Raw genomic sequence first — 19,886 nt, 5'->3', positions numbered from 1 at the left:
GTTCTTGAGCAGCCCTCTCGCTGCTTTGGGGCGGACGCTAGCGGCGCGAAGGACCGGTGGCAACGCGGTTTCCGATACGTGAACCTGAGACGACGCTTTCGTGAACCGGCCCGTTGCCGCTAGACCGCAGCTTTCTTGGCGCGGCTACCGCGCATTGCGCTACTTGAGCCGCATGACGACGCTGCCGATCCACGCCGTTCTCGAACCGCTGAAAAGCGCCCTCGCGCAAGGCAATGTCGCCATGCTGGCCGCGCCTCCGGGGGCGGGCAAGACCACGGTCGTGCCTCTGGCCCTGCTGGATCAGCCATGGCTGGGCGACCAGCGGGTGCTGGTGCTGGAGCCGCGACGCCTCGCCGCACGGGCCGCCGCGGACCGCATGGCCTCCACCCTGGGCGAACAGTCGGGCGGAACGGTCGGCTACCGCACACGGTTGCAATCCCGCATCGGTCCGAAGACCCGCATCGAGGTCATCACCGAGGGCGTGTTCACCCGCATGATTCTGGACGACCCGGCGCTGGACGGCGTCGGCGCGGTCCTGTTCGACGAGTTCCACGAACGCAGCCTCGACGCTGACCTCGGCCTGGCTCTGGCGCGCGAGGCGCAGGGGCTGATCCGCGATGACCTTCGTATTCTGGTCATGTCGGCGACGCTCGATATCGCGGGCGTGTCGAAGCTGCTAGAGGGCGCGCCGGTCATCGAGGCCGAGGGCCGGATGTATCCGGTCGAGACCCGCTACCTGGGCCGCAATGCCGCCGAACGGTTCGAGGACGCCGTCGCCCGTGCGGTGCGACAGGCGCTGATGGACGAGACCGGCTCCATCCTCGTCTTCCTGCCGGGGCAGGGGGAGATCCATCGCACCGCCCGCACCTTGGGCGACCGACTGCCCGCCAATGTCGATCTGGTTCAGTTGTACGGCGGTCTCGACAAGGGCGAGCAGGATCGGGCCATCGAACCGGCCGCGCCGGGCCGTCGCAAGATCGTACTGGCCACCCCGGTCGCCGAGACCAGCCTGACCATCGAGGGCGTGCGCGTCGTCATCGACGGCGGCCTGTCGCGCGTGCCCCGGTTCGAGCCATCCAGCGGCCTGACCCGGCTGGCGACGATCAGGGTCAGCCGGTCGTCCGCCGAACAGCGCCGGGGCCGGGCGGGGCGGGTCGAACCCGGCGTCTGCTACCGCCTGTGGGACGAGGAACAGACCCGGGGTCTCGTCGCCCACCAGCGCCCGGAAATCCTCGAGGCCGACCTGACCGCCTTCGCGCTGGATCTGGCCCGTTGGGGCGCGCGGTCGCCCGAGGGGCTGGCCCTGCTGGACCCGCCGCCGGCCGGCGCCTTCGCCGAAGCGCGCAAGGTGCTGGCGCGCCTGGACGCTCTGGACGCCGACGGCGCCCTGACCGACCACGGCCGCCGCCTGACGAAGATCCCCCTGTCGCCCCGCCTGGCCCATATGGTCGCCGTGGCCAGCGACGAGGGCGACGCCCAACTCGGCGCCAGCATCGCCGCCATCCTCAGCGAGCCCGGGCTCGGCGGAAACAGCGTCGACCTGGCCGAACGCCTGCGCGGCTTCGACCGCGAGGTCGACCGCTCGCCCCGCGCCCGCGACGCCATGAAGCTGGCTGACCGCTGGGCCAAGGCGGCCGGGGGCGGGAAGGGGGGGCATCCCGATGCGGGCGCCCTGCTGGCCGAGGCCTTCCCCGAGCGGCTGGCCAAGGCGCGCGGCAAGCCCGGCGAGTTCCTGCTGGCCTCGGGTCGCGGCGCCTTCCTTGAGCCGACCGACATCATGGCGCGCGAACAGTGGCTGGCCGTCGCCGAGCTGGGCGGCGGTGACGCCCGCGACCGCATTCGTCTGGCCGCGCCCGTCGAACTGTCGGCGCTGGAGCACCGGCTGGAGCTTGAGGAACGGCTGTCCCGCGAACCGTCGGGTCGGATGGTGTTGAAGCGCATCCGCCGGATCGGCGCCGTGGTCGTCGACGAGAAGCTGATGGGCGCGCCCGACCGCAAGGCGATCACCGCCACCCTGAAGACCGAGGTCGAGGCGGACGGGCTCAGGGCCCTCCGCTGGGGCGAGCGCGCCTCGGCTCTGCGCGCTCGCCTGGCCTTCCTGTCCGGGCTGGAGGAAGGCTGGCCCGACATGTCGGACGACGGCCTTCTGGCCGAACGCGAGACCTGGCTCTGGCCGCTGCTGGAGAATGTGCAGTCGCTGGAAGTCATCCCCGACGGCGCCCTAGCCGACGGCCTGCGCGCCCTCATCCCGTGGGACCGCCAGCGCACGCTGAACGAGTTGGCTCCCGAGCGACTGGAGACCCCGCTGGGCTCCGCCGCCATCGACTACGCCGCCGAGGGCGGGCCGCGCGTCGATATCCGGGTGCAGGAACTATTCGGGGTGAAGACCCATCCCACCGTCGGCCGGGGCACGCCCCTGACCTTGGCCCTGCTGTCGCCCGCCCGTCGCCCGATCCAGATGACCAAGGACCTGCCGGGCTTCTGGGCCGGGTCATGGAAGGACGTCCGCGCCGACATGCGCGGCCGCTATCCGCGCCACCCCTGGCCCGAGGATCCCTCCGTGGCCGAAGCCACCAACCGGGCCAAGCCGCGCGGGACCTAGCGGCGCGGGACCTAGCCCGCCCCGTTCAGCAGCCGTCCATAGCTGTCCACCAGACTGGAGTAGGTCGGGACGAACATCACCGTCGCCGCCCCGCCGCCGGTCGACACGGGCGCCTTGATCTCGAAATGCAGGTGGATGGTGGTGGCGCTGCCGCCGAAGTCCGCCGACACCTTGCCGATGTGCTGGCCGCGCGTGACGTTGCGCGAGGCGCTGGTCGGGAACAGGGCGTTCACCCCCGCCATATCCATGTGCAGATAGCGGTAGATGCGGCCCGAGTCGCCGAGCAGGGTGACCGTATAGCTGCCGATCGAGGTGATCCGCCCCGTCTCGGCGGCCACCACCCAGTGCACCTTCTTCTCGCAGGTGGCCGGGCGGATGTCCTGCCCCTGATGCCCCTTGCCCGCCGGGCACATGCCGTTGTTCCACGAGCGGGTCTCGCAGAAATTGTCGCGCCATGGATAGGCGTAGTTGCGGGCGTCGCACTGGCCGCCAGGACCGGGCGCCGCGAAGCCGCCGTAGCCGTAGACCTGCGAATTCGCATAGGCGGGCGCCGCCTCCATCGGGAAGCGCATTCCCGCCGCCCACAGGGTCGCATCCGTCGCCCCGGTCCCCGAGCCGGAGGGCAGGGCGCCGCCCGGATCATGGGGCCATGAGACCGGCTCGGGCGCCGGCGGTTCGGGTTCCGGCGTGGGTTCCGGCGTCGGCGGGTTCGGCGCGGGCGCCTCGCCCTTCTTGGGCGGGACCTCCGGCGTGGTCTGGCCGCAGCCGCCCGGCGAACAGGCGGTCAGCAGCGACAAGGCCAGCAGCGCCCCCAGCCGCCCCAACCCGGCGCTCATTCGCCACCGCCGATCAGGACCAGGCTGGACGCGAAGGCCACCGCCTCGGCGTCCGTGCAGCCCGGCGCCGTCTGGGCCTCACAGATGAAGCTGACCAGATAGGCCGCGCCGAACCGGTTGAAGGTCACATCGGTCCCGTATTCGGTCCGCTCGGCCCGCACATTGGTCGGCCCGCCGGTCTGGCGCGCCCGGGCGATCCGCGCGGCCGTTCCGTCGGGCAGGCGCGCATTCAGCCGCCGCTGCGCCGCCGCGTCAGGGGCAGGTACAGTGGGCGGCCCGTTGGGCGACTCGAACGCCTTGGTCGAGCCGTAGATCTCGATCACCTGCTCGCCGCGCTCGACCACCAGCATATAGTGGCGATCGCCGTTAAAGAGCCGGGCGGTTTCGATCAGGGCCGGGTCCGCCGGCGCCAGCACCGGCACGGGCGAGCTCTGCGCCTGCTGCAGCACCGAGACCGTCTGTGGGTCCTGTCGCAGGACACCCTGGATCCGCGCCGCCAGCGGGTCCTGTCGCGCCTGCGCCAGCGCCGCATTGTCCACGCGCGAGCGCGGCAGGTTCACCTGCGTCGCCGCCGTCGGCGACAGCGGTTGCTGCTGCGACGTCGTCACGCCCGCGATGGCGGCGAAGGCGATCGTCGCCCCCACGCCCAGCCAGCTTCGGTATGTCATGAGCCCCACCTCCGCATTCACCATACCAGCGATATGCGAGTGCGGCGAGCGGAAGACGCCGTCAGGCTTGCTATTTCAGGCCGTTCCGCCTATTTGGCCCGCGCACTTCGCACGTGGGCGTGGCATCGCCGGGGGAGACATCCCCGATGGCGCCATTCCGAGGGTCCAGCCGGATCTTTAAAACGCTCACGCAACGTCTATCGGAAAAAGGACACTACCGATCATGGCTCTGCCTGAATTCTCCATGCGTTCGCTGCTCGAAGCCGGCGCTCACTTCGGTCACCAGACGCACCGCTGGAACCCGAAGATGGACCGCTACATCTTCGGCGCCCGCTCGAACATCCACATCATCGACCTGTCGCAGACGATGCCGCTGCTGCACCAGGCCCTGGTCGCCGTGCGCGAAGTCGCCGCCAAGGGCGGTCGCGTCCTGTTCGTCGGCACCAAGCGCCAGGCTTCGGACCCGGTGGCCGAAGCCGCCAAGCGCTGCGCCCAGTACTACATGAACAACCGTTGGCTCGGCGGCACGCTGACCAACTGGAAGACCGTTTCGGGTTCGATCGCCCGTCTGCGCGAACTGGACGCCCTGCTGGAGTCCGGCGGTGAAGGCCGCGTCAAGCGCGAGCTGCTGAGCCTGCAGCGCGAGCGTGACAAGCTGGACGCCTCGCTGGGCGGCATCAAGGACATGGGCGGCATCCCCGACATCATGTTCGTGATCGACACCAACAAGGAAGCGATCGCGATCCAGGAAGCCCGCAAGCTGAACATCCCGATCATCGCGATCCTGGACACCAACTCGGATCCGGACGGCATCACCTACCCGGTCCCGGGCAACGACGACGCCGCCCGCGCCATCCAGACTTACTGCGACCTGATCGCCGACGCCGTCCTCGACGGCCTGGCCGCCGGCGCCGGCGCTGCTGGCGTCGACCTGGGCGCCGCGATCAACCCGGACGAGCCCATGCTGCGCGAGGCCTCGGCCCCGGTCGCCGCTGAAGCCGCTCCGGCCGGCACGGAAGCCGTCGCCGCCGAGCTGGAAGCCGCCGCTGAACCGGCTGCGACCGAAGAAGACAAGGCCGCGGTCTGAGGACCGTCTCACGGCCTTCGACCTGAAGGCCGTACGTCTAACTGACATACGGCCCGGCTATCAGCCGGGCCGTTACCGCATTCGAATACCTAGGAGCTACACAATGGCTGAGATCACCGCCGCCCTCGTCATGGAACTGCGCGCCAAGTCGGGCGTGGGCATGATGGACTGCAAGAAGGCCCTGCAAGAGACCGACGGCGACATCAACGCCGCGATCGACTGGCTGCGCGCCAAGGGTCTGTCCAAGGCCGCCAAGAAGGCTGACCGCGTCGCCGCTGAAGGCCTGGTCGCCGTCGCCTCGAAGGAAGTCGGAGCCGGTGAAATCGGAGCCGCCATCGAGTTCAACGCTGAAACCGACTTCGTCGCCCGCAACGAGCTGTTCCAGAACGCCGCCAAGTCGTTCGCCCAGCTGGGCCTCGAGCACGCCACGGTCGAAGGCCTGCACGGCGCTGAACTGGAAAACGGCAAGACCGTCCAGGACGAGGTCACCAACCTGATCGCCACCATCGGCGAGAACATGCAGCTGCGTCGCGCCGCCCGCCTGTCGGTCGAAGAAGGCGTTGTCGCCTCCTACGTCCACAACGCGGTGTCGCCGAGCGTCGGCCGCATCGGCGTTCTGGTCGCCCTGCACGGCGGCGGCGACAAGGCCGCCCTGCGTGAACTGGGCCGCAAGATCGCCATGCACGTCGCCGCGACCGCCCCGCTGTCGCTGAACACCGACGACCTCGACCCGGCCGCCATCGAGAAGGAACGCGCCGTTCTGATCGAAAAGGCCAAGGAAGAAGGCCGCCCGGAAAACATGATCGAGAAGATCGTGGAAGGTCAGATCAACAAGTTCCAGAAGGACGTCGTGCTGACCAAGCAGCCGTTCGTCATGAACCCGGACGTGACCATCGAGCAGTTGGTCGCCGAAACCGGCAAGGAACTGGGCGCCCCCGGCCTGCACCTGGCAGGCTTCGTCCGCCTCGCCCTGGGCGAAGGCGTCGAGAAGGTCGAAGGCCCGGACTTCGCTTCGGAAGTCGCCTCGATGATGGGCGGCAACTAAGCCGTTCGTCCCTCGGGACTGAAATAAAGGCCGGCGCTCGCAAGGGCGCCGGCCTTTTTCGTGGGCGCGAAGCGCGATCAGCCCTTAAGGGCGTCGAAGTTCATCACAACGACCACAGCGAGACACAACGAACACGATGGTCTCGGAGCACAGGTCCCGTGTTGTCCGTTGTGATTTCATCGTGTTTGTCGTGATGAACCTGCTTCAAACTGTCCGGACCAAACCGAATCCCGCTTCGCGGGGATGAGCACACCATGACGGACGACCTCGAATTTTCCGACGACGGCGGCGGCTATGACGCCGAGGACTGGTCGCGGCTGACCGCCTTCACCGGGCGCATCGCCACGCTCGACGACGTCCAGGCCAGGAAGGCTGTCTTCGCGCTCAGCGACACCGCCGATCCGCGCCTGATCGACATGGACCTGCCCCAGCCGGTGATCTGGTGGGAGGCCGACGGCGAGCAGGCCGCCGTGGCCGTGCAGGCCGAGAGCCACATCGGCCCCGAGGGCGACGAGATGGACGTGCTGGGCCTGATCCTGCCCGACGGCGGGGCGGCGGTGGCCCTGATGGAGGACTGCGACCTGGTCGACGACACCGACCCCGTCTGGCGACGGCTGGTCGAGGAGGCGATTGATCCCAACGCGGCGACGGACTGACACGGTTCGTACGTTCTTCCTTTGCACAACGGTCAGGCTTGGGGTCCTATCGCCGCCGTTAGTGATTCAGGGGAGTTTCCATGCGTCTTGCCGCCTTGTTGTCCGCCACCGCCATCGCGCTGACGGCCGTTCCGTTCGCCACGCCCGCTCTGGCCCAGTCGCCTGATCTGGTCGCCATCAACGGCATCATCGATCAGGGCTTCAACCACAGCGAGGTGATGAGCACCGCCGGCTACCTGACCGATCGGATCGGCGGCCGCATGACCAACTCGCCCCAGATGCGTCAGGCCGAGGCCTGGACCCAGCAGCGCTTCCGCGACTGGGGTCTGACCAATGTCCGCGCCGATCCGTTCGACTTCGGCCGCGGCTGGTCGGTCGTCCGCTCCAGCGCCCGCATGACCGCCCCGCGTCCGCTCGACCTGCGCGCCATCCCCATCGCCTGGACCCCGTCGACCAACGGCGTCGTCTCGGGCGAGGTGATCGTCGCCCCGATGACCAGCGCCGCCGACTTCGCCAAATATCGGGGCAAGCTGGCGGGCAAGATCGTTCTGGTCTCGCGCCCGACCGCCGGCTCCGAGCCGACCGATCCGGCCTTCCGCCGCCTGACCGAGGAAGACCTCGAGAACGCCGGCAATGTCTACAACATCCCCAACGTCCCGGCCTCGTCGGTCGAGAGCCTGCGCGCGCCCGACTTCGCCCGCCAGATGGACGCCTTCCTGCAGGAAGAGGGCGCCCTGGCCTGGGTCCGCATGTCCCAGCGTGACGGCGGCCTGCTGCACGGCAACGGCACCGGCTACCGCATGGACGATCAGCGCAAGACCCCGGGCATGGAGCTGGCCGCCGAGGACTACCGCCGTCTGGCCCGTCTAGCCCAGACCGAGGACGCCAAGCCCTCGCTGGAGCTGATGAGCGAGGTCCAGTTCCACGAGCAGGACACCAACGCCTACAACATCCTGGCCGACATCCCGGGCACCAGCCGCTCGGGCGAATACGTCATGGCCGGCGCCCACCTGGACAGCTGGGCCGCCGCTGACGGCGCCGTCGACAACGCCGCGGGCAGCGCCGTGGTCATGGAGGCCGCCCGCATCCTGCGCGCCATGAACGTCCGTCCCAAGCGCACCATCCGCTTCGCCCTGTGGAGCGGGGAAGAGCAGGGGCTGTGGGGCTCGCTCGCCTATGTCGACAAGTATCTGGCCACTCGCGCCCCGGTCGGCGACGCGACCCTGGACGCCCTGCCGAACAACCGCACCTGGCGCCAGCGCTGGCCGATCCAGCCGCGCGAGGGCCACGGCTCGCTGGTCGCCTACTTCAACCTGGACAACGGCTCGGGCAAGATCCGCGGCATCAACGCCGAGGGCAATGTCGCCGCCGCTCCGATCTTCCAGGAGTGGCTGCGTCCGTTCAACGCCATGGGCGCCACCACGGTGTCGATGCGCACCTCGGGCGCGACCGACCACGTCTATATGCAGACCGTCGGCGTCCCGGGCTTCCAGTTCATCCAGGACCCGCTCGACTACGGCGCGCGCCTGCACCACACCTCGATCGACACCTATGACCACATGCGCGCCGAGGATCTGCGTCAGGCCGCGGTCATTCTGGCGACCTTCCTGCTGAACGCCGCCAACTCGGACGAGCCGCTGCCGCGCATGCCCATGCCGACCCGGCCCAACCCGACCGACCCGTTCCCGCTCCAACAGTAGGACCGGTCGCAGGACCTGAACGGGAGGGCGTCGCGGCTTCGGCTGCGACGCCCTTTCTGTTTCAGGGCAGGCGCAGCAGCGGCCCCAGCCCGCTGTCCTGCCAATGGGCGATCAGTTCGAACAGCGGCCAGGCGACGAGGAAGGGCAGGCCGTCGGCCAAGGTGCGCAGGAAGAAGCCGGGGTGCACCATCAGCGCCTCGCTGGGCCGCCACAGACGAAAGTCCGGGATCAGTCGGGGCGTGCGCCGGACATAGTCGGGATAGCTGTCCGGAAAGGCCTGGGCCAGGAACTGCTCTTCGCGCCCGATCACCGGCAGGAAGATGCCCACCGCCGCCGCCGTGAACACCACGGCCAGCGTCAGACTGCCTGTCTGGGCGCCCACGCCGAAGGCGCCGATGAAGCTGAAGATGTAGAGTGGGTTGCGGCACAGGGCATAGGGGCCGTCCTGCACCAACTCATGGGTCTTGCGGCCGCCGATATAGAGGGAGCACCAGGCCCGGCCGATGATGGCCACCCCGATCATCAGCAGGCCGACGCCTTCGATCATCTCGCGCAGGGCGGCCTCTGCGGGCAGGGCGGCGCCGGTCGTGGCGACCAGCCCCATCAGCAGGGCCAGACCGGCGGCGACGACATATTTCCGGCGGCGCTGGACCGCGCGCAGGTCGGGAAGGTGGGCGTACATCGAGGAAGTCCTTGGGTTCCCGCGCGCAGGCGGTCGCGAGCGGGCGCGGGGGGCCCGATCGGCGAGGGGTGTAGGGAGGGAAGGGGGATGAAGGCGGCGCCGCCCTCAGGGATCGGACGCGATCAGACGTCTGCCGCGGCGAACAGGGCCTGCATATAGGGGCGCGACACCGGCGCGATCACGCCGTTGGCCAGATGCACCTTCACCGCGCGGGGCGACCGGTCGATGGCCCGCACGGCCTCGGTGGCGATCCACCATGACCGGTGAACCCGCAGGCCCGGCGTGGCCTGCAGCTCGGCGATGGCGTCCGACAGGCGCATCAGCACCAGACCCGAGCCGCGCGTGGTGTGGATCCGGACGTAGTGGTCCTCCATCTGCAGGCAGATCACCGGCCCGCGCACCCCAAACGGCAGTCGCTGCACCAGCGGCGGCAGCGCCTCCTTCGACGGCTCCGGGGCGGCGTTCGACACGGGCGCGAACAGGGTGGTCCCGTGCGGGGTGGGGTCGAACCAGCGGGCGAAGATCATCGCCGTCAGCCCCTCGAAGGCGCCGGCGATCAGGGTGACCTGACCCAGCCCCTCGACGATCTCCAGCGGATCCAGGACGAAGCCCTCGGGCGTCGCCGACTGGCTGATCACCATCATGGGCACGGCGGCCAGCCCCGCGATCAGAAGGAAACGCCCCAGCGGATGAAGCGCATCCACCTGCCGGATCCGGCTGGCGGCCAGATCGATCGCGCTGAACAACAGGAACCAGACCGCCATCATCGCGGTCCAGAAGCCCAGCCGGAACAGCACCTGATCCTCGCCCAGGCCGAAGGGCTCCAGCAGCGCCAGCGCCACCCCGAAGGCCAGGGCCAGGGCGGCACGCACCGCCAGCCGCCTCAGGGTCGCCCGCCCGATGCCGAACAGGCCGGTCGAGGACCCGCCCAAGGACTGGACGACGCTGTCTGTGGTCATGGACGACGGTTCCCGGTCGAGCCTCGGATGGACCGTTATACGCGATTCCAATATGTCTTTTCTGGGCAGGCGGCGGAAGCGGGCCGCATGGGTGGAAATGGCCGGGCATTCGCAACTCGGGCGTTGAACAGTCATCGGTCGGTCCGCCGTTCAGACAGAATGTGCGTCCCGTTCAGCGAACCTCGCGCAAGGTGGCTGGCCCGGAGGTCACATGCCGCGACGCTGTCGCCGTTTCGGGATTTGGTTCGCGATTTCGCGAACGGGTATTTCGTCAGCCTGTCGCTGCGACATCCGCCGCGCCTTCTCCCGGCCCGCGACACCCGCTAAAGCCAAGGGGCCCATTCCGGCGCGGAGTTCGTCCTGATGCCCATCGGTCCGCTGACCATGTTCGCCATCTACATCGTCGTCTGGTGGACGGTGCTGTTCGCTGTCCTGCCGATCGGCATGAATCAGCAGGGCCAGGCCAGGCCGACCGACGGCGCCCAGTGGGGCGCGCCGGAGAACCCGCACCTGAAGAAGAAATTCATCACCACCACCTGGGTCTCGGCCCTCGTCTGGCTGGTCATCATGATCATGGTCTTCTTCGGCTGGATGCCCCTGCCGCCGCTGGCCCCGCCGGTCTAGGCCGCAGGCGCATGACCGACCGACTCTACCTCCTGAACCCCGACTGGCATGATGACGCCGGCGGCCCCTGGTTCTGCCCGGCGGGCGCCTTCGTGGAGGGCATACTGTCCTTCTATCCGGCGCTGCGCGAGCAACTCCTGATCACCTACCTCGATCACCCGCGCCCGCGCCCCCCTGTCATCGCCGAGGTCGGCGAGGACCATCAGAGCTGCCCGCTGCTGGTGCTGGACGGAACCTTGGACTGGCCCGACGCCCCGACCAGCGCCGCCACCGGCCGCCGCTTCCTGCAGGACCACGCCATCGCCCCCTATCTGGCGGCGCGCTACGGCATCGGGCTGCCACATCCTTAGGGACTAGGGAACAGGGACTAGGGATTAGGATTTTCTGAGACGGTGATCAGGCGTTGGCGCGTCTTCGCGCCCCTAATCCCTAATCCCTAGTCCCCAATCCCTCATCCACCGCCTAGCTTTCGCCCCGTCCTCCCGGCTAAAGCTCCTGTTCAAGCTTAACTCGCGGATTCCCCACCATGCGCCTGTCGCGCTACTTCCTGCCCACGCTGAAAGAGGCGCCTTCGGACGCCCAGATCGTCTCCCACCAGCTGATGCTGCGCGCCGGCCTGATCAAGCAGGAAGCGGCGGGCATCTACGCCTGGCTGCCGCTGGGCCTGCGGGTGCTGCGCAAGATCGAGCAGATCGTCCGTGAAGAGCAGGTGCGGGCAGGGGCGGTCGAGCTGCTGATGCCGACCCTCCAACTGGCGGACCTGTGGCGCGAGTCGGGCCGCTACGACGCCTACGGCCCGGAGATGCTGCGCATCACCGACCGCCACGAGCGCGAACTGCTGTACGGCCCCACCAACGAGGAGATGATCACCGACATCTTCCGCGGCTTCGTGAAGTCCTACAAAGCCCTGCCGCTGAACCTCTTCCACATCCAGTGGAAGTTCCGCGACGAGCGCCGCCCGCGCTTCGGCGTAATGCGCGGCCGCGAGTTCCTGATGAAGGACGCCTATTCCTTCGATCTGGACGAGGCCTCGGCCCGCGTCGCCTACAACCGCATGTTCACCGCCTATCTGAACACCTTCGCCCGCATCGGGCTAAAGGCGGTTCCGATGCGCGCCGACACCGGCCCCATCGGCGGCGACCTCAGCCACGAGTTCATCGTTCTGGCCGAGACCGGCGAGAGCGAGGTCTTCTGCGACCGCAAGCTGGTCGAGATGCCCGCTCCGGGTCACGACTTCAGCCCCGAGGCCGTGCAGGCCGTCTTCGACGAGCGCACCGCCCTGTACGCCGCCACCGAGGAAATGCACGACGCGGCGAAGTTCGAAGCCCAGACCGCCGAGGGCGACCGCCTGTCGGCCCGCGGCATCGAGGTCGGCCACATCTTCTATTTCGGCACCAAATACTCGGCCCCAATGAAGGCTAGGGTCGCCGGTCCGGACGGTCAGGACACCGAGGTCCACATGGGCTCCTACGGCGTCGGCGTGTCGCGCCTGCTGGGCGCCATCATCGAGGCCAGCCATGACGCCGGCGGCATCATCTGGCCGGACGCTGTGGCCCCGTTCGACGTGGTCGTCATCAACCTGCGCGCCAGCGACGAAGCCGTCTCGACCGCCTGCGAAGAGGCGGTTCACCGTCTCGAGGCCGCTGGCAAGGACGTGCTCTATGACGACACCGACGAGCGTCCGGGCGGCAAGTTCGCCACCGCCGACCTGATCGGCATTCCGTGGCAGCTCACCATCGGGCCCAAGGGTCTGGCGGACGGCGTGGTCGAGCTGAAGCGCCGCGCCACCGGCGAGAAATTCACCCTGCCGCTGGACGAAGCGATCTCGAGGCTCATCGGATGACTGACGCCGCGCCGGCCGTGAAGCCGACGAAGCCCGCCGGTCCCTTCTCCGCCTGGGAGATCGGGCTGGCGGTCCGCTACCTCCGCGCCAAGCGCAAGGAAGGCGGCATCGCCCTGATCGCCATCATCTCCTATGTGGCCATCGCCCTGGCCGTGCTGGCGCTGATCACGGTGATGAGCATCATGGCCGGCTTCCGCGCGACGCTGCTGGACCGGATGCTGTCCTTCAACGGCCACATGTACGTCTCCGGCGACCTGCTGCAGTCGCCCGAGCGCGACGCCGCCGTGGCCCGGATCAAGGCCGTGCCGGGCGTGACCTGGGTCACCCCCATGACCAATGACCAGAGCATCGTCCGCGCGGGCGGCGCGACCACGGGCGCCATCGTGCGCGGCATCTCGCGCGCCGACCTGGCCTCGATGGAATACGTCAACGCCAGCCTCGACGACGCGGCCCGCCAGCGGTTCGGCGCCGGGGAATGGGGCGGCGACAACGTCCTGATCGGCAAGGCGCTGGCCGAGGGGCTGGGCCTGCGCGTCGGCGACCCCATCACCCTCTATTCCCCGACCGGCGCCTCCAGCGCCTTCGGCAGCCTGGGCGGGCTGGAGAAGACCTACCGCGTCGGCGGCGTGTTCAGCTCGGGCACCGCCGATTTCGACCAGGCCTTCATCTTCATGCCCATCGAGCAGGCCCAGCTCTTCTACGGCAAGGAAGGCCGCTGGGACGTCATCGAGCTCAAGGTCGAACAGCCTGATCGCGTCGAGGCCCTGCGCATGCCGGTCCAGCGCGCCGCCGGCCCCAGCGCCCTGGTCAGCGACTGGCGCGACCGCCTGGCCGCCTTCTGGGGCGCGCTCAAGGTCGAGCGCGTGGCCATGAGCATCATTCTCGGCCTCGTCGTCGCCATCGCGGCGCTGAACATCATCTCCGGCATCGTCATGCTGGTGAAGAACAAGACCAAGGACATCGCCATCCTGCGCACCGTCGGCGCCAGCCAGTCGTCCATGCTGCGCATCTTCTTCATGGCCGGCGCCATGATCGGCGTCGCGGGCACCGTGACCGGCCTGGTCCTGGGCTTGCTGTTCTGCCTCAATATCGGCTCCATCCAGCACTTCCTGGAGTGGGTCTTCCAGACCGAGCTGTTCAACGCCGACGTCTACATGCTGGACGCCGTGCCGGCCCTGGTCGATCCGGTCGACGTCTTCTGGGTCACCGTCTGGTCCTTCTTCATGAGCTGCGTGGCTGGACTGATCCCGTCCTGGCAGGCCGCCAAGCTCGATCCGGTCGAGGCCCTCCGCTATGAGTAAGTCCAGCACGGCTCCCGTCCTCTCGGTGCGGAACCTGACCCGCACCTATGACACCGCGACCGGCGGCCTGACCGTCCTGCGCGGTGTCAACCTCGACATCATGCCCGGCGAGATCGTCGGCCTGATCGGCCCCTCCGGCTCCGGCAAGTCGTCTCTACTGCATGCCGCCGGCCTGCTGGAGCATCCGACCGAGGGCGAGGTCCGCATCGACGGGGAGGCCGTCGCCGCCCTCAGCGACCACGACCGCACCCGGATCCGGCTGGACCGCATCGGCTTTGTCTACCAGTTCCACCACCTGCTGCCCGAGTTCGACGCCCGCGATAACGTGGCCCTGCCGCTGCGCATCGCCGGTCACAAGCTGACCGCCGCCCGCGCCCGCGCCGAGGAACTGCTCAGCGCCCTGGGCCTCGCCGACCGCCTGACCCACCAGCCGTCGCAGATGTCGGGCGGCGAGCGTCAGCGCGTCGCCGTGGCCCGCGCCCTGGCCAACCGTCCGCGCCTCCTTCTGGCCGACGAGCCCACCGGCAACCTCGACCCGGGCACCAGCCAGACGGTGTTCGAAGCCCTGCACGACGTCGTCAAACAGACCGGCGTCGCCGCCCTGATCGCCACCCACAACATGGAACTGGCCGGCCACATGGACCGCGTCTTCGCCATCAAGGACGGCCATCTGGAAGAGCGGCCCGCGGAAGCGCACGCCTACTGATGGGGGGCGAGCCTCCCATCCTTCTGTCCGATATCTGGCGGCTGGCTACACCATCCGACTTCAAGATCCACTTCTCGCGGTGGAACCGACAGCATGAGCCGCTGGACGTCTGGGTGAACAGCCCAGCGGACTACCAGACATGGCAGGAATACAGACCAGCCCGGGACGAGTTCAATCGCCCTCGCGTCTTCTCGCTCGCCCGCTTCTATCATGAGCCGGACATCTGGCTGTTCACGGGCATCTTCGATGTTCTTGACCGCAAGCCTGACCAGTATGTGGTTTCGCGCTCCGCCGAGGGAGCCGCCTTCATCGGCCGGTTGAAAATCAGACACCCTTACCGTGACCGATCTGTCCGGCTGAATTTTGAAAACCACTACCCGCTCTTGCAGGTGTCCGAGTTGCTGGCGGAACCCTACAACGGTCGCGCCTTCCCGGGCTTCGACGGCATCGACCTGTCCTTCGCCGAGCTTGAGAATCTGGCGCGTACGGGACGGGCTGATTGGATGGCGGCGCTCACCAGCATCAAGGGCATCTACCTGATCTCCGACATTCTGACGGGAAAGCGCTACGTCGGCTCGGCGTACGGGCAGGGCGGCATCTGGTCGCGATGGTGTGAGTACGCCGCAACCGGGCACGGCAACAACGCAGAGCTTCGCCAGCTCGTAACGAACCCGGACCTCGACTATGTCCGCAAGGCCTTCCGGTTCGCCCTTCTCGAGCACCGTCCGGTTGCCACACCCGATCAGATCATTCTGGATCGCGAGGGTTTCTGGAAGACCATCCTGCTCACGCGCGGCGCCTTCGGAAACAATCGGAACTGACCACGCCCCTTGACGCGAACATAATGAGAACATAGAACAGACCCGGAACATCACTCCGGGAGCAGTCTCATGGCGCGTTGGGTTCGGGAATCTCTGTCGCTGGCGGCGTGCGCCGGTTTCGTTCTGATGGTGTGGCAGGCGGCCCTGCTTCTGCCGGGGGCCTGATCGAAAAGGCCACTAAAGTGCACTCAAAAAATAATTGAGTGCGCATTCGGACGGCACGGCGGGTCCGCCCAGCGTCGGTCCACAAACCATCCCCCGCCGCATGAGGCCCCGCGTCGGTTTGCGGTGTTTCCGGCGGGCCGGATGTGAGACTCGGTTCACCATGACCGGATGGCGGACGAACGGAGTGACGGCGCGGTGAGCGAGGCGTTGAACAGTCAGGGCTTCATCCACCTGCGGGTCCGCTCGGCCTATTCGCTGCTGGAAGGCGCGATCAAGGCGGGCAAGATCCCCAAGATGGCGGCGGACAACGGCATGCCCGCCGTCGCCGTGGCCGACCGCGCCAACCTGTTCGGCGCGCTGGAGTTCAGCCAGGCCGCCAAGGATGCGGGCGTTCAGCCCATCGTCGCCTGCGCCCTGCCGGTCACCGGCATCGGCGGGCAGGGGACCGACCGCTGGACCAAGGTCCCGACCGTCGTCCTGATCGTCCAGAACGAGACCGGCTGGCTCAACCTCTGCAAGCTGTCGTCCTCGGCCTACCTCGACATCGCCCCGACCGACGAGCCGGGCGTGCCATGGAACACCGTCGTCGAGCATTCCGAAGGCCTGCTGCTGCTGACCGGCGGCCCCGACGGCCCGATCAATCCCCTCTATGTGCAGGGCAAGATCCGCGACGGCGACGCGGCGCTGAACGAGATGTTCGCCACCTTCGGCGACCGGATGTACGTCGAGCTCCAGCGGCACGGCCTGCCGATGGAGGCCCAGGCCGAGCGCGATCTCGTCGCCTGGGCCTATGAGAACGACGTCCCGCTGGTCGCCACCAATGACGTCTATTATGCCAAGGCCTCGCAGGCGAAGTCCCACGACGCCCTGCTGTGCATCGCCGACGGCGCCTTCACCGGTCAGGAAGATCGCCGCCGCGTCACCGGCGAGCACTGGTTCAAGACCCCCGCCGCCATGCGCGAGCTGTTCGCCGACCTGCCCGAGGCCTGCGACACCACCATCGACATCGCCCGCCGCTGCGCCTTCCTGGTCAAGACCCACGCGCCGATCCTGCCTCGGTTCGACACCGGCGCCGGTCGCTCGGAACCTGACGAACTGGCCCATCAGGCGCGCGAGGGGTTGAGGGTCCGCCTGACCGAAGTCACCCCTGCCGTGCCCGAGCAGGAGTATTGGGACCGCCTCGAATGGGAGGTCGGGATCATCACCCAGATGGGCTTCCCCGGCTACTTCCTGATCGTGTCGGACTTCATCAAATGGGCCAAGAACCATGACATCCCGGTCGGGCCGGGGCGGGGTTCCGGCGCCGGTTCGCTGGTCGCCTGGGCCCTGACCATCACCGATCTGGACCCCCTGCGGTTCGGCCTGCTGTTCGAGCGCTTCCTGAACCCGGAACGCGTCTCCATGCCCGACTTCGACATCGACTTCTGTCAGGAGCGGCGTGAAGAGGTCATCACCTATGTCCAGCAGCACTACGGCAAGGACCGGGTCGCCCAGATCATCACCTTCGGCACCCTGCAGGCCCGCGCCGTGCTGCGCGACGTCGGCCGCGTGCTGCAGATGCCGCTCGGCCAGGTCGACCGTCTCTGCAAGATGGTGCCGAACAACCCGGCCAATCCGGTCACCCTGGCCCAGGCCATCGAGCTGGAGCCGCGCCTGAAGGAGGCCCGCGACGCCGAACCGGCGGTGCGCAATCTGCTGGAGACGGCGCTGGAGCTGGAGGGACTGTACCGCAACGCCTCCACCCACGCCGCCGGCATCGTCATCGGCGACCGCCCCCTGACCGAGCTGGTGCCCCTCTATCAGGACCCGCGCTCGGACATCCCGGCCACCCAGTTCAACATGAAATGGGTCGAGCCAGCGGGTCTGGTGAAGTTCGACTTCCTCGGCCTGAAGACCCTGACCACCCTGGACCGCGCGCACGGCTACCTGTCCCGGCGCGGCCTGGCCCCGACCTGGAACCAGCTGCCGCTGGATGACGCCAAGACCTATGAGCTGATGGCCTCGGGCCAGACGGTCGGGGTGTTCCAGCTGGAATCCCAGGGCATGCGCGACACCCTGCGCAAGATGCGCTGCGGGTCGATTGAAGAGATCACCGCCCTGATCTCCCTCTACCGGCCCGGGCCGATGGAGATGATCGACACCTACATCGACCGGAAGTTCGGCCGCGCCGAGGTCGACTATCTCCACGACACGCTGAAGGAGACACTGACCGAGACCTACGGCGTCATCATCTACCAGGAACAGGTGATGAAGATCGCCCAGATCCTGGCCGGCTACTCGCTCGGCGAGGCCGACCTGCTGCGCCGAGCCATGGGCAAGAAGAAGAAGGAGGAGATGGATTTCCAGCGCCTCCGCTTCGTCAAGGGCGCGGCCGAGAAGGGGGTTTCGGAATCCCAGTCGGGCGGCATCTTCGATCTGGTGGCCAAGTTCGCCGGCTACGGCTTCAACAAGTCGCACGCCGCCGCCTACGCCCTGATCTCCTTCCAGACGGGCTGGCTCAAGGCCAACCATCCGGTCGAATTCTTCGCCGCCTCGATGAGCCTCGATCTCAGCAACACCGACAAACTGGCTGTTTTTTATCAGGATTGCCGCCGCTTCGAGGTCCCGGTGAAGGCCCCGGATGTCAACCGCTCCTCGGCCGACTTCGACGTCGAATGGCGCGAGGGCAAGGATGGGCCCGAGGGCGCCGTCCTCTACGCCCTGGGCGCCATCCGCAACGTAGGCCTTGAGGCCATGAAGCACCTCGTCGAGGTGCGCGAGGCGGGCGGGCCGTTCAGCGACATCTTCGACTTCCTCGAACGGGTCGATCCGAAATTCGTCAACAAGCGCGCGCTGGAGAATCTGGCCCGCGCCGGCGCCTTCGACAGCTTCCACACCAACCGCCGCCAGCTGTTCGAACAGGCCGACAAACTGATCGCCTACAGCCAGAGCGTGGCCGCCGAGCGCGCCTCGTCCCAGGTCTCGCTGTTCGGCGGCGATCAGGTCGCCGCGGGCCGTCCGCGCCTGTCTCCGACCGAGCCCTGGGTCGGGCCGGAGAAGCTGGACCAGGAACTGGCCGCCGTCGGCTTCTACCTGTCCGGCCACCCGCTGGAGGACATGGCCCCGGCGCTGAAGCGCAAGCGCGTCACCTTCGTCGCCGAGGCCACCGCCCTGGCCGAAAGCGGCCACGAGGCCTTCATGATGGCCGGCGTGGTCCGCCGCCGTCAGGAGCGGGCCAGCGCCAAGACCGGCGAGAAATTCGCCTTCGTCACCTTCTCGGACCCGACCGGCGAGTTCGAATGCCTGTTCCCGCCCGAACAGCTGCGCAAATGCCGTGACGTGCTGGAGACGGGCGCCTCGGTCATGGTCAAGGTGCGGGCCAAGAGCTCGGACGGCGAGGTGCGCTTCTTCGGCGATGACGCCAGCCGTCTCGATACGCTCATCGACGACGGCCAGATGGGTCTGCGCATCCACGTCTCGGCCCGGGCCACCGACGCCGAGGCCCTGCGCACCCGGTTGGAGCGCGCCGCCGCCGGGGGCGGCAAGGGCGGGGAGGTCTTCCTCGTCGCCTCCCTCGACGGCCGTCGCGAGGTCGAGATGAAGTTGCCCGGCCGCTATCGCCTCGACGGCCTCCTGCGCGGCGCCCTGAAGTCCGCTCCGGGCGTCAGCTATCTCGAGGACGCGTGATGCTCGCGCCCGTCCTCGCCGCCATCACCCTCGCTCTCACGCCACAGGAGGCTGCTGTGTCCCATCAGGCCAGCGGGACGTTCACCGTCTCCATCACCCCGGTCGCCCCCGCCGAGGGCGCCGCGCCTGACGTGCCCGGCCGCATGACCCTGGCCAAGACTTTCCACGGCGGGATCGCCGGAACCGGGGAGGGCGAGATGCTGGCCACCATGGCTCCCGGCCAGTCCGGCGCCTACGTCGCCATGGAGCGGGTGCGCGGCGCCATCGATGGCCGGACCGGGACCTTCATGCTGGTTCACCGGGGCCTCATGGATGGCGGCGCGCAGGACCTCCTGATCACGGTCGTGCCCGGATCCGGCACGGGCGAACTTGAGGGCCTGACCGGCGTCTTCCACCTCACCATCGCGGACGGCGAGCACCGCTACGTCCTCGACTACACCCTGCCGACGGAGTGAGCGCGATGACCGAGGTCCAGCCCCATCAAGGCTCCTGCCACTGCGGCGCCGTCGCCTATGAGGTCGATAC

17 protein-coding genes are annotated in these 19,886 nt (G+C 68.2%); 13 read left to right on the top strand and 4 right to left on the bottom strand.

What is annotated here, in order from left to right:
• Positions 1-172 precede the first annotated feature (172 nt).
• Positions 173-2,602, top strand: a complete 2,430-nt coding sequence (gene hrpB, locus ACTIEF_RS05170) for an ATP-dependent helicase HrpB (protein ID WP_439471123.1) — start codon at positions 173-175, stop codon at positions 2,600-2,602.
• A gap of 11 nt (positions 2,603-2,613) precedes the next feature.
• On the opposite strand, the gene ACTIEF_RS05165 is transcribed toward hrpB, so the two are convergent.
• Together ACTIEF_RS05165 and ACTIEF_RS05160 are read right to left on the bottom strand one after the other, a co-directional pair.
• On the bottom strand, positions 2,614-3,438 hold the full coding sequence (locus tag ACTIEF_RS05165) for a M23 family metallopeptidase (RefSeq protein ID WP_439471122.1): 825 nt from the start codon (positions 3,436-3,438) through the stop codon (positions 2,614-2,616).
• Positions 3,435-4,106 (bottom strand): hypothetical protein, encoded by a 672-nt coding sequence (locus ACTIEF_RS05160; RefSeq protein WP_439471121.1) that lies wholly within the window; start codon positions 4,104-4,106, stop codon positions 3,435-3,437. Before ACTIEF_RS05160 ends, ACTIEF_RS05165 begins: the two co-directional genes overlap by 4 nt.
• A 223-nt stretch (positions 4,107-4,329) precedes the next feature.
• Here ACTIEF_RS05160 and rpsB point away from each other — a divergent pair, with 223 nt between their 5' ends.
• The 4 genes from rpsB (at position 4,330) to ACTIEF_RS05140 (ending at position 8,594) form a co-directional block, all read left to right on the top strand.
• Positions 4,330-5,193, top strand: coding sequence for a 30S ribosomal protein S2 (gene rpsB / locus ACTIEF_RS05155; protein ID WP_439471120.1), 864 nt, complete (start codon positions 4,330-4,332; stop codon positions 5,191-5,193).
• Between the two features lie 103 nt (positions 5,194-5,296).
• Positions 5,297-6,238 (top strand): translation elongation factor Ts, encoded by a 942-nt coding sequence (gene tsf / locus ACTIEF_RS05150; protein ID WP_439471119.1) that lies wholly within the window; start codon positions 5,297-5,299, stop codon positions 6,236-6,238.
• A gap of 254 nt (positions 6,239-6,492) precedes the next feature.
• Positions 6,493-6,894 carry a hypothetical protein gene (locus ACTIEF_RS05145; RefSeq protein WP_439471118.1) on the top strand — a complete coding sequence of 134 codons (402 nt, stop codon included), beginning with the start codon at positions 6,493-6,495 and terminating at the stop codon, positions 6,892-6,894.
• Positions 6,895-6,974: 80 nt separating this feature from the next.
• Positions 6,975-8,594: a M20/M25/M40 family metallo-hydrolase gene (locus ACTIEF_RS05140; protein WP_439471117.1), complete on the top strand. Its 1,620-nt coding sequence runs from the start codon at positions 6,975-6,977 to the stop codon at positions 8,592-8,594.
• A gap of 61 nt (positions 8,595-8,655) precedes the next feature.
• Here ACTIEF_RS05140 and ACTIEF_RS05135 read toward each other — a convergent pair whose 3' ends face one another.
• A complete protein-coding gene (locus ACTIEF_RS05135) occupies positions 8,656-9,276 on the bottom strand; it encodes a methyltransferase family protein (protein ID WP_439471116.1) in 621 nt (206 codons plus the stop codon).
• Between the two features lie 122 nt (positions 9,277-9,398).
• Positions 9,399-10,235 carry a LytTR family DNA-binding domain-containing protein gene (locus ACTIEF_RS05130; protein ID WP_439471115.1) on the bottom strand — a complete coding sequence of 279 codons (837 nt, stop codon included), beginning with the start codon at positions 10,233-10,235 and terminating at the stop codon, positions 9,399-9,401.
• Positions 10,236-10,598: 363 nt separating this feature from the next.
• Between ACTIEF_RS05130 and ACTIEF_RS05125 the strand changes: the two genes are divergently transcribed.
• The 8 genes from ACTIEF_RS05125 (at position 10,599) to ACTIEF_RS05090 (ending at position 19,816) form a co-directional block, all read left to right on the top strand.
• On the top strand, positions 10,599-10,859 hold the full coding sequence (locus ACTIEF_RS05125) for a DUF1467 family protein (protein WP_439471114.1): 261 nt from the start codon (positions 10,599-10,601) through the stop codon (positions 10,857-10,859).
• An 11-nt stretch (positions 10,860-10,870) separates the two neighbouring features.
• Entirely contained in the window at positions 10,871-11,209 is a 339-nt protein-coding gene (locus ACTIEF_RS05120) for a DUF3088 family protein (protein ID WP_439471113.1), read from the top strand.
• Positions 11,210-11,385: 176 nt separating this feature from the next.
• A complete protein-coding gene (gene proS, locus ACTIEF_RS05115) occupies positions 11,386-12,702 on the top strand; it encodes a proline--tRNA ligase (RefSeq protein ID WP_439471112.1) in 1,317 nt (438 codons plus the stop codon).
• A complete protein-coding gene (locus tag ACTIEF_RS05110; RefSeq protein ID WP_439471111.1) occupies positions 12,699-14,003 on the top strand; it encodes a lipoprotein-releasing ABC transporter permease subunit in 1,305 nt (434 codons plus the stop codon). The genes proS and ACTIEF_RS05110 overlap by 4 nt, the downstream gene beginning before the upstream one ends.
• Positions 13,996-14,709, top strand: a complete 714-nt coding sequence (locus tag ACTIEF_RS05105; protein ID WP_439471110.1) for an ABC transporter ATP-binding protein — start codon at positions 13,996-13,998, stop codon at positions 14,707-14,709. The genes ACTIEF_RS05110 and ACTIEF_RS05105 overlap by 8 nt, the downstream gene beginning before the upstream one ends.
• The gene (locus ACTIEF_RS05100; RefSeq protein WP_439471109.1) at positions 14,709-15,530 is read left to right on the top strand and encodes a GIY-YIG nuclease family protein; all 822 of its coding nucleotides are present in this window, start codon (positions 14,709-14,711) and stop codon (positions 15,528-15,530) included. Before ACTIEF_RS05105 ends, ACTIEF_RS05100 begins: the two co-directional genes overlap by 1 nt.
• A 360-nt stretch (positions 15,531-15,890) precedes the next feature.
• Positions 15,891-19,361, top strand: a complete 3,471-nt coding sequence (gene dnaE, locus ACTIEF_RS05095; RefSeq protein ID WP_439471498.1) for a DNA polymerase III subunit alpha — start codon at positions 15,891-15,893, stop codon at positions 19,359-19,361.
• Positions 19,361-19,816: a DUF3224 domain-containing protein gene (locus tag ACTIEF_RS05090; protein ID WP_439471108.1), complete on the top strand. Its 456-nt coding sequence runs from the start codon at positions 19,361-19,363 to the stop codon at positions 19,814-19,816. The genes dnaE and ACTIEF_RS05090 overlap by 1 nt, the downstream gene beginning before the upstream one ends.
• Positions 19,817-19,886: the final 70 nt, after the last annotated feature.

The sequence above is a fragment of the Brevundimonas sp. genome (assembly GCF_051858995.1).
Lineage (GTDB): Bacteria > Pseudomonadota > Alphaproteobacteria > Caulobacterales > Caulobacteraceae > Brevundimonas.
Note: the sequence above shows the minus strand (reverse complement) of the source record. Positions and strands in the feature narration are given on the sequence as shown.

Coding starts and splice junctions, on each gene's coding strand:
- ACTIEF_RS05120 (WP_439471113.1), top strand. CDS start 10,871: ATGACCGACCGACTCTACCTCCTGAACCCCGACTGGCATGATGACGCC.
- proS (WP_439471112.1), top strand. CDS start 11,386: ATGCGCCTGTCGCGCTACTTCCTGCCCACGCTGAAAGAGGCGCCTTCG.
- ACTIEF_RS05130 (WP_439471115.1), bottom strand. CDS start 10,235: ATGACCACAGACAGCGTCGTCCAGTCCTTGGGCGGGTCCTCGACCGGC.
- hrpB (WP_439471123.1), top strand. CDS start 173: ATGACGACGCTGCCGATCCACGCCGTTCTCGAACCGCTGAAAAGCGCC.
- ACTIEF_RS05160 (WP_439471121.1), bottom strand. CDS start 4,106: ATGACATACCGAAGCTGGCTGGGCGTGGGGGCGACGATCGCCTTCGCC.
- tsf (WP_439471119.1), top strand. CDS start 5,297: ATGGCTGAGATCACCGCCGCCCTCGTCATGGAACTGCGCGCCAAGTCG.
- ACTIEF_RS05110 (WP_439471111.1), top strand. CDS start 12,699: ATGACTGACGCCGCGCCGGCCGTGAAGCCGACGAAGCCCGCCGGTCCC.
- ACTIEF_RS05165 (WP_439471122.1), bottom strand. CDS start 3,438: ATGAGCGCCGGGTTGGGGCGGCTGGGGGCGCTGCTGGCCTTGTCGCTG.
- ACTIEF_RS05125 (WP_439471114.1), top strand. CDS start 10,599: ATGCCCATCGGTCCGCTGACCATGTTCGCCATCTACATCGTCGTCTGG.
- ACTIEF_RS05100 (WP_439471109.1), top strand. CDS start 14,709: ATGGGGGGCGAGCCTCCCATCCTTCTGTCCGATATCTGGCGGCTGGCT.
- ACTIEF_RS05135 (WP_439471116.1), bottom strand. CDS start 9,276: ATGTACGCCCACCTTCCCGACCTGCGCGCGGTCCAGCGCCGCCGGAAA.
- ACTIEF_RS05105 (WP_439471110.1), top strand. CDS start 13,996: ATGAGTAAGTCCAGCACGGCTCCCGTCCTCTCGGTGCGGAACCTGACC.
- ACTIEF_RS05140 (WP_439471117.1), top strand. CDS start 6,975: ATGCGTCTTGCCGCCTTGTTGTCCGCCACCGCCATCGCGCTGACGGCC.
- ACTIEF_RS05145 (WP_439471118.1), top strand. CDS start 6,493: ATGACGGACGACCTCGAATTTTCCGACGACGGCGGCGGCTATGACGCC.
- rpsB (WP_439471120.1), top strand. CDS start 4,330: ATGGCTCTGCCTGAATTCTCCATGCGTTCGCTGCTCGAAGCCGGCGCT.
- ACTIEF_RS05090 (WP_439471108.1), top strand. CDS start 19,361: ATGCTCGCGCCCGTCCTCGCCGCCATCACCCTCGCTCTCACGCCACAG.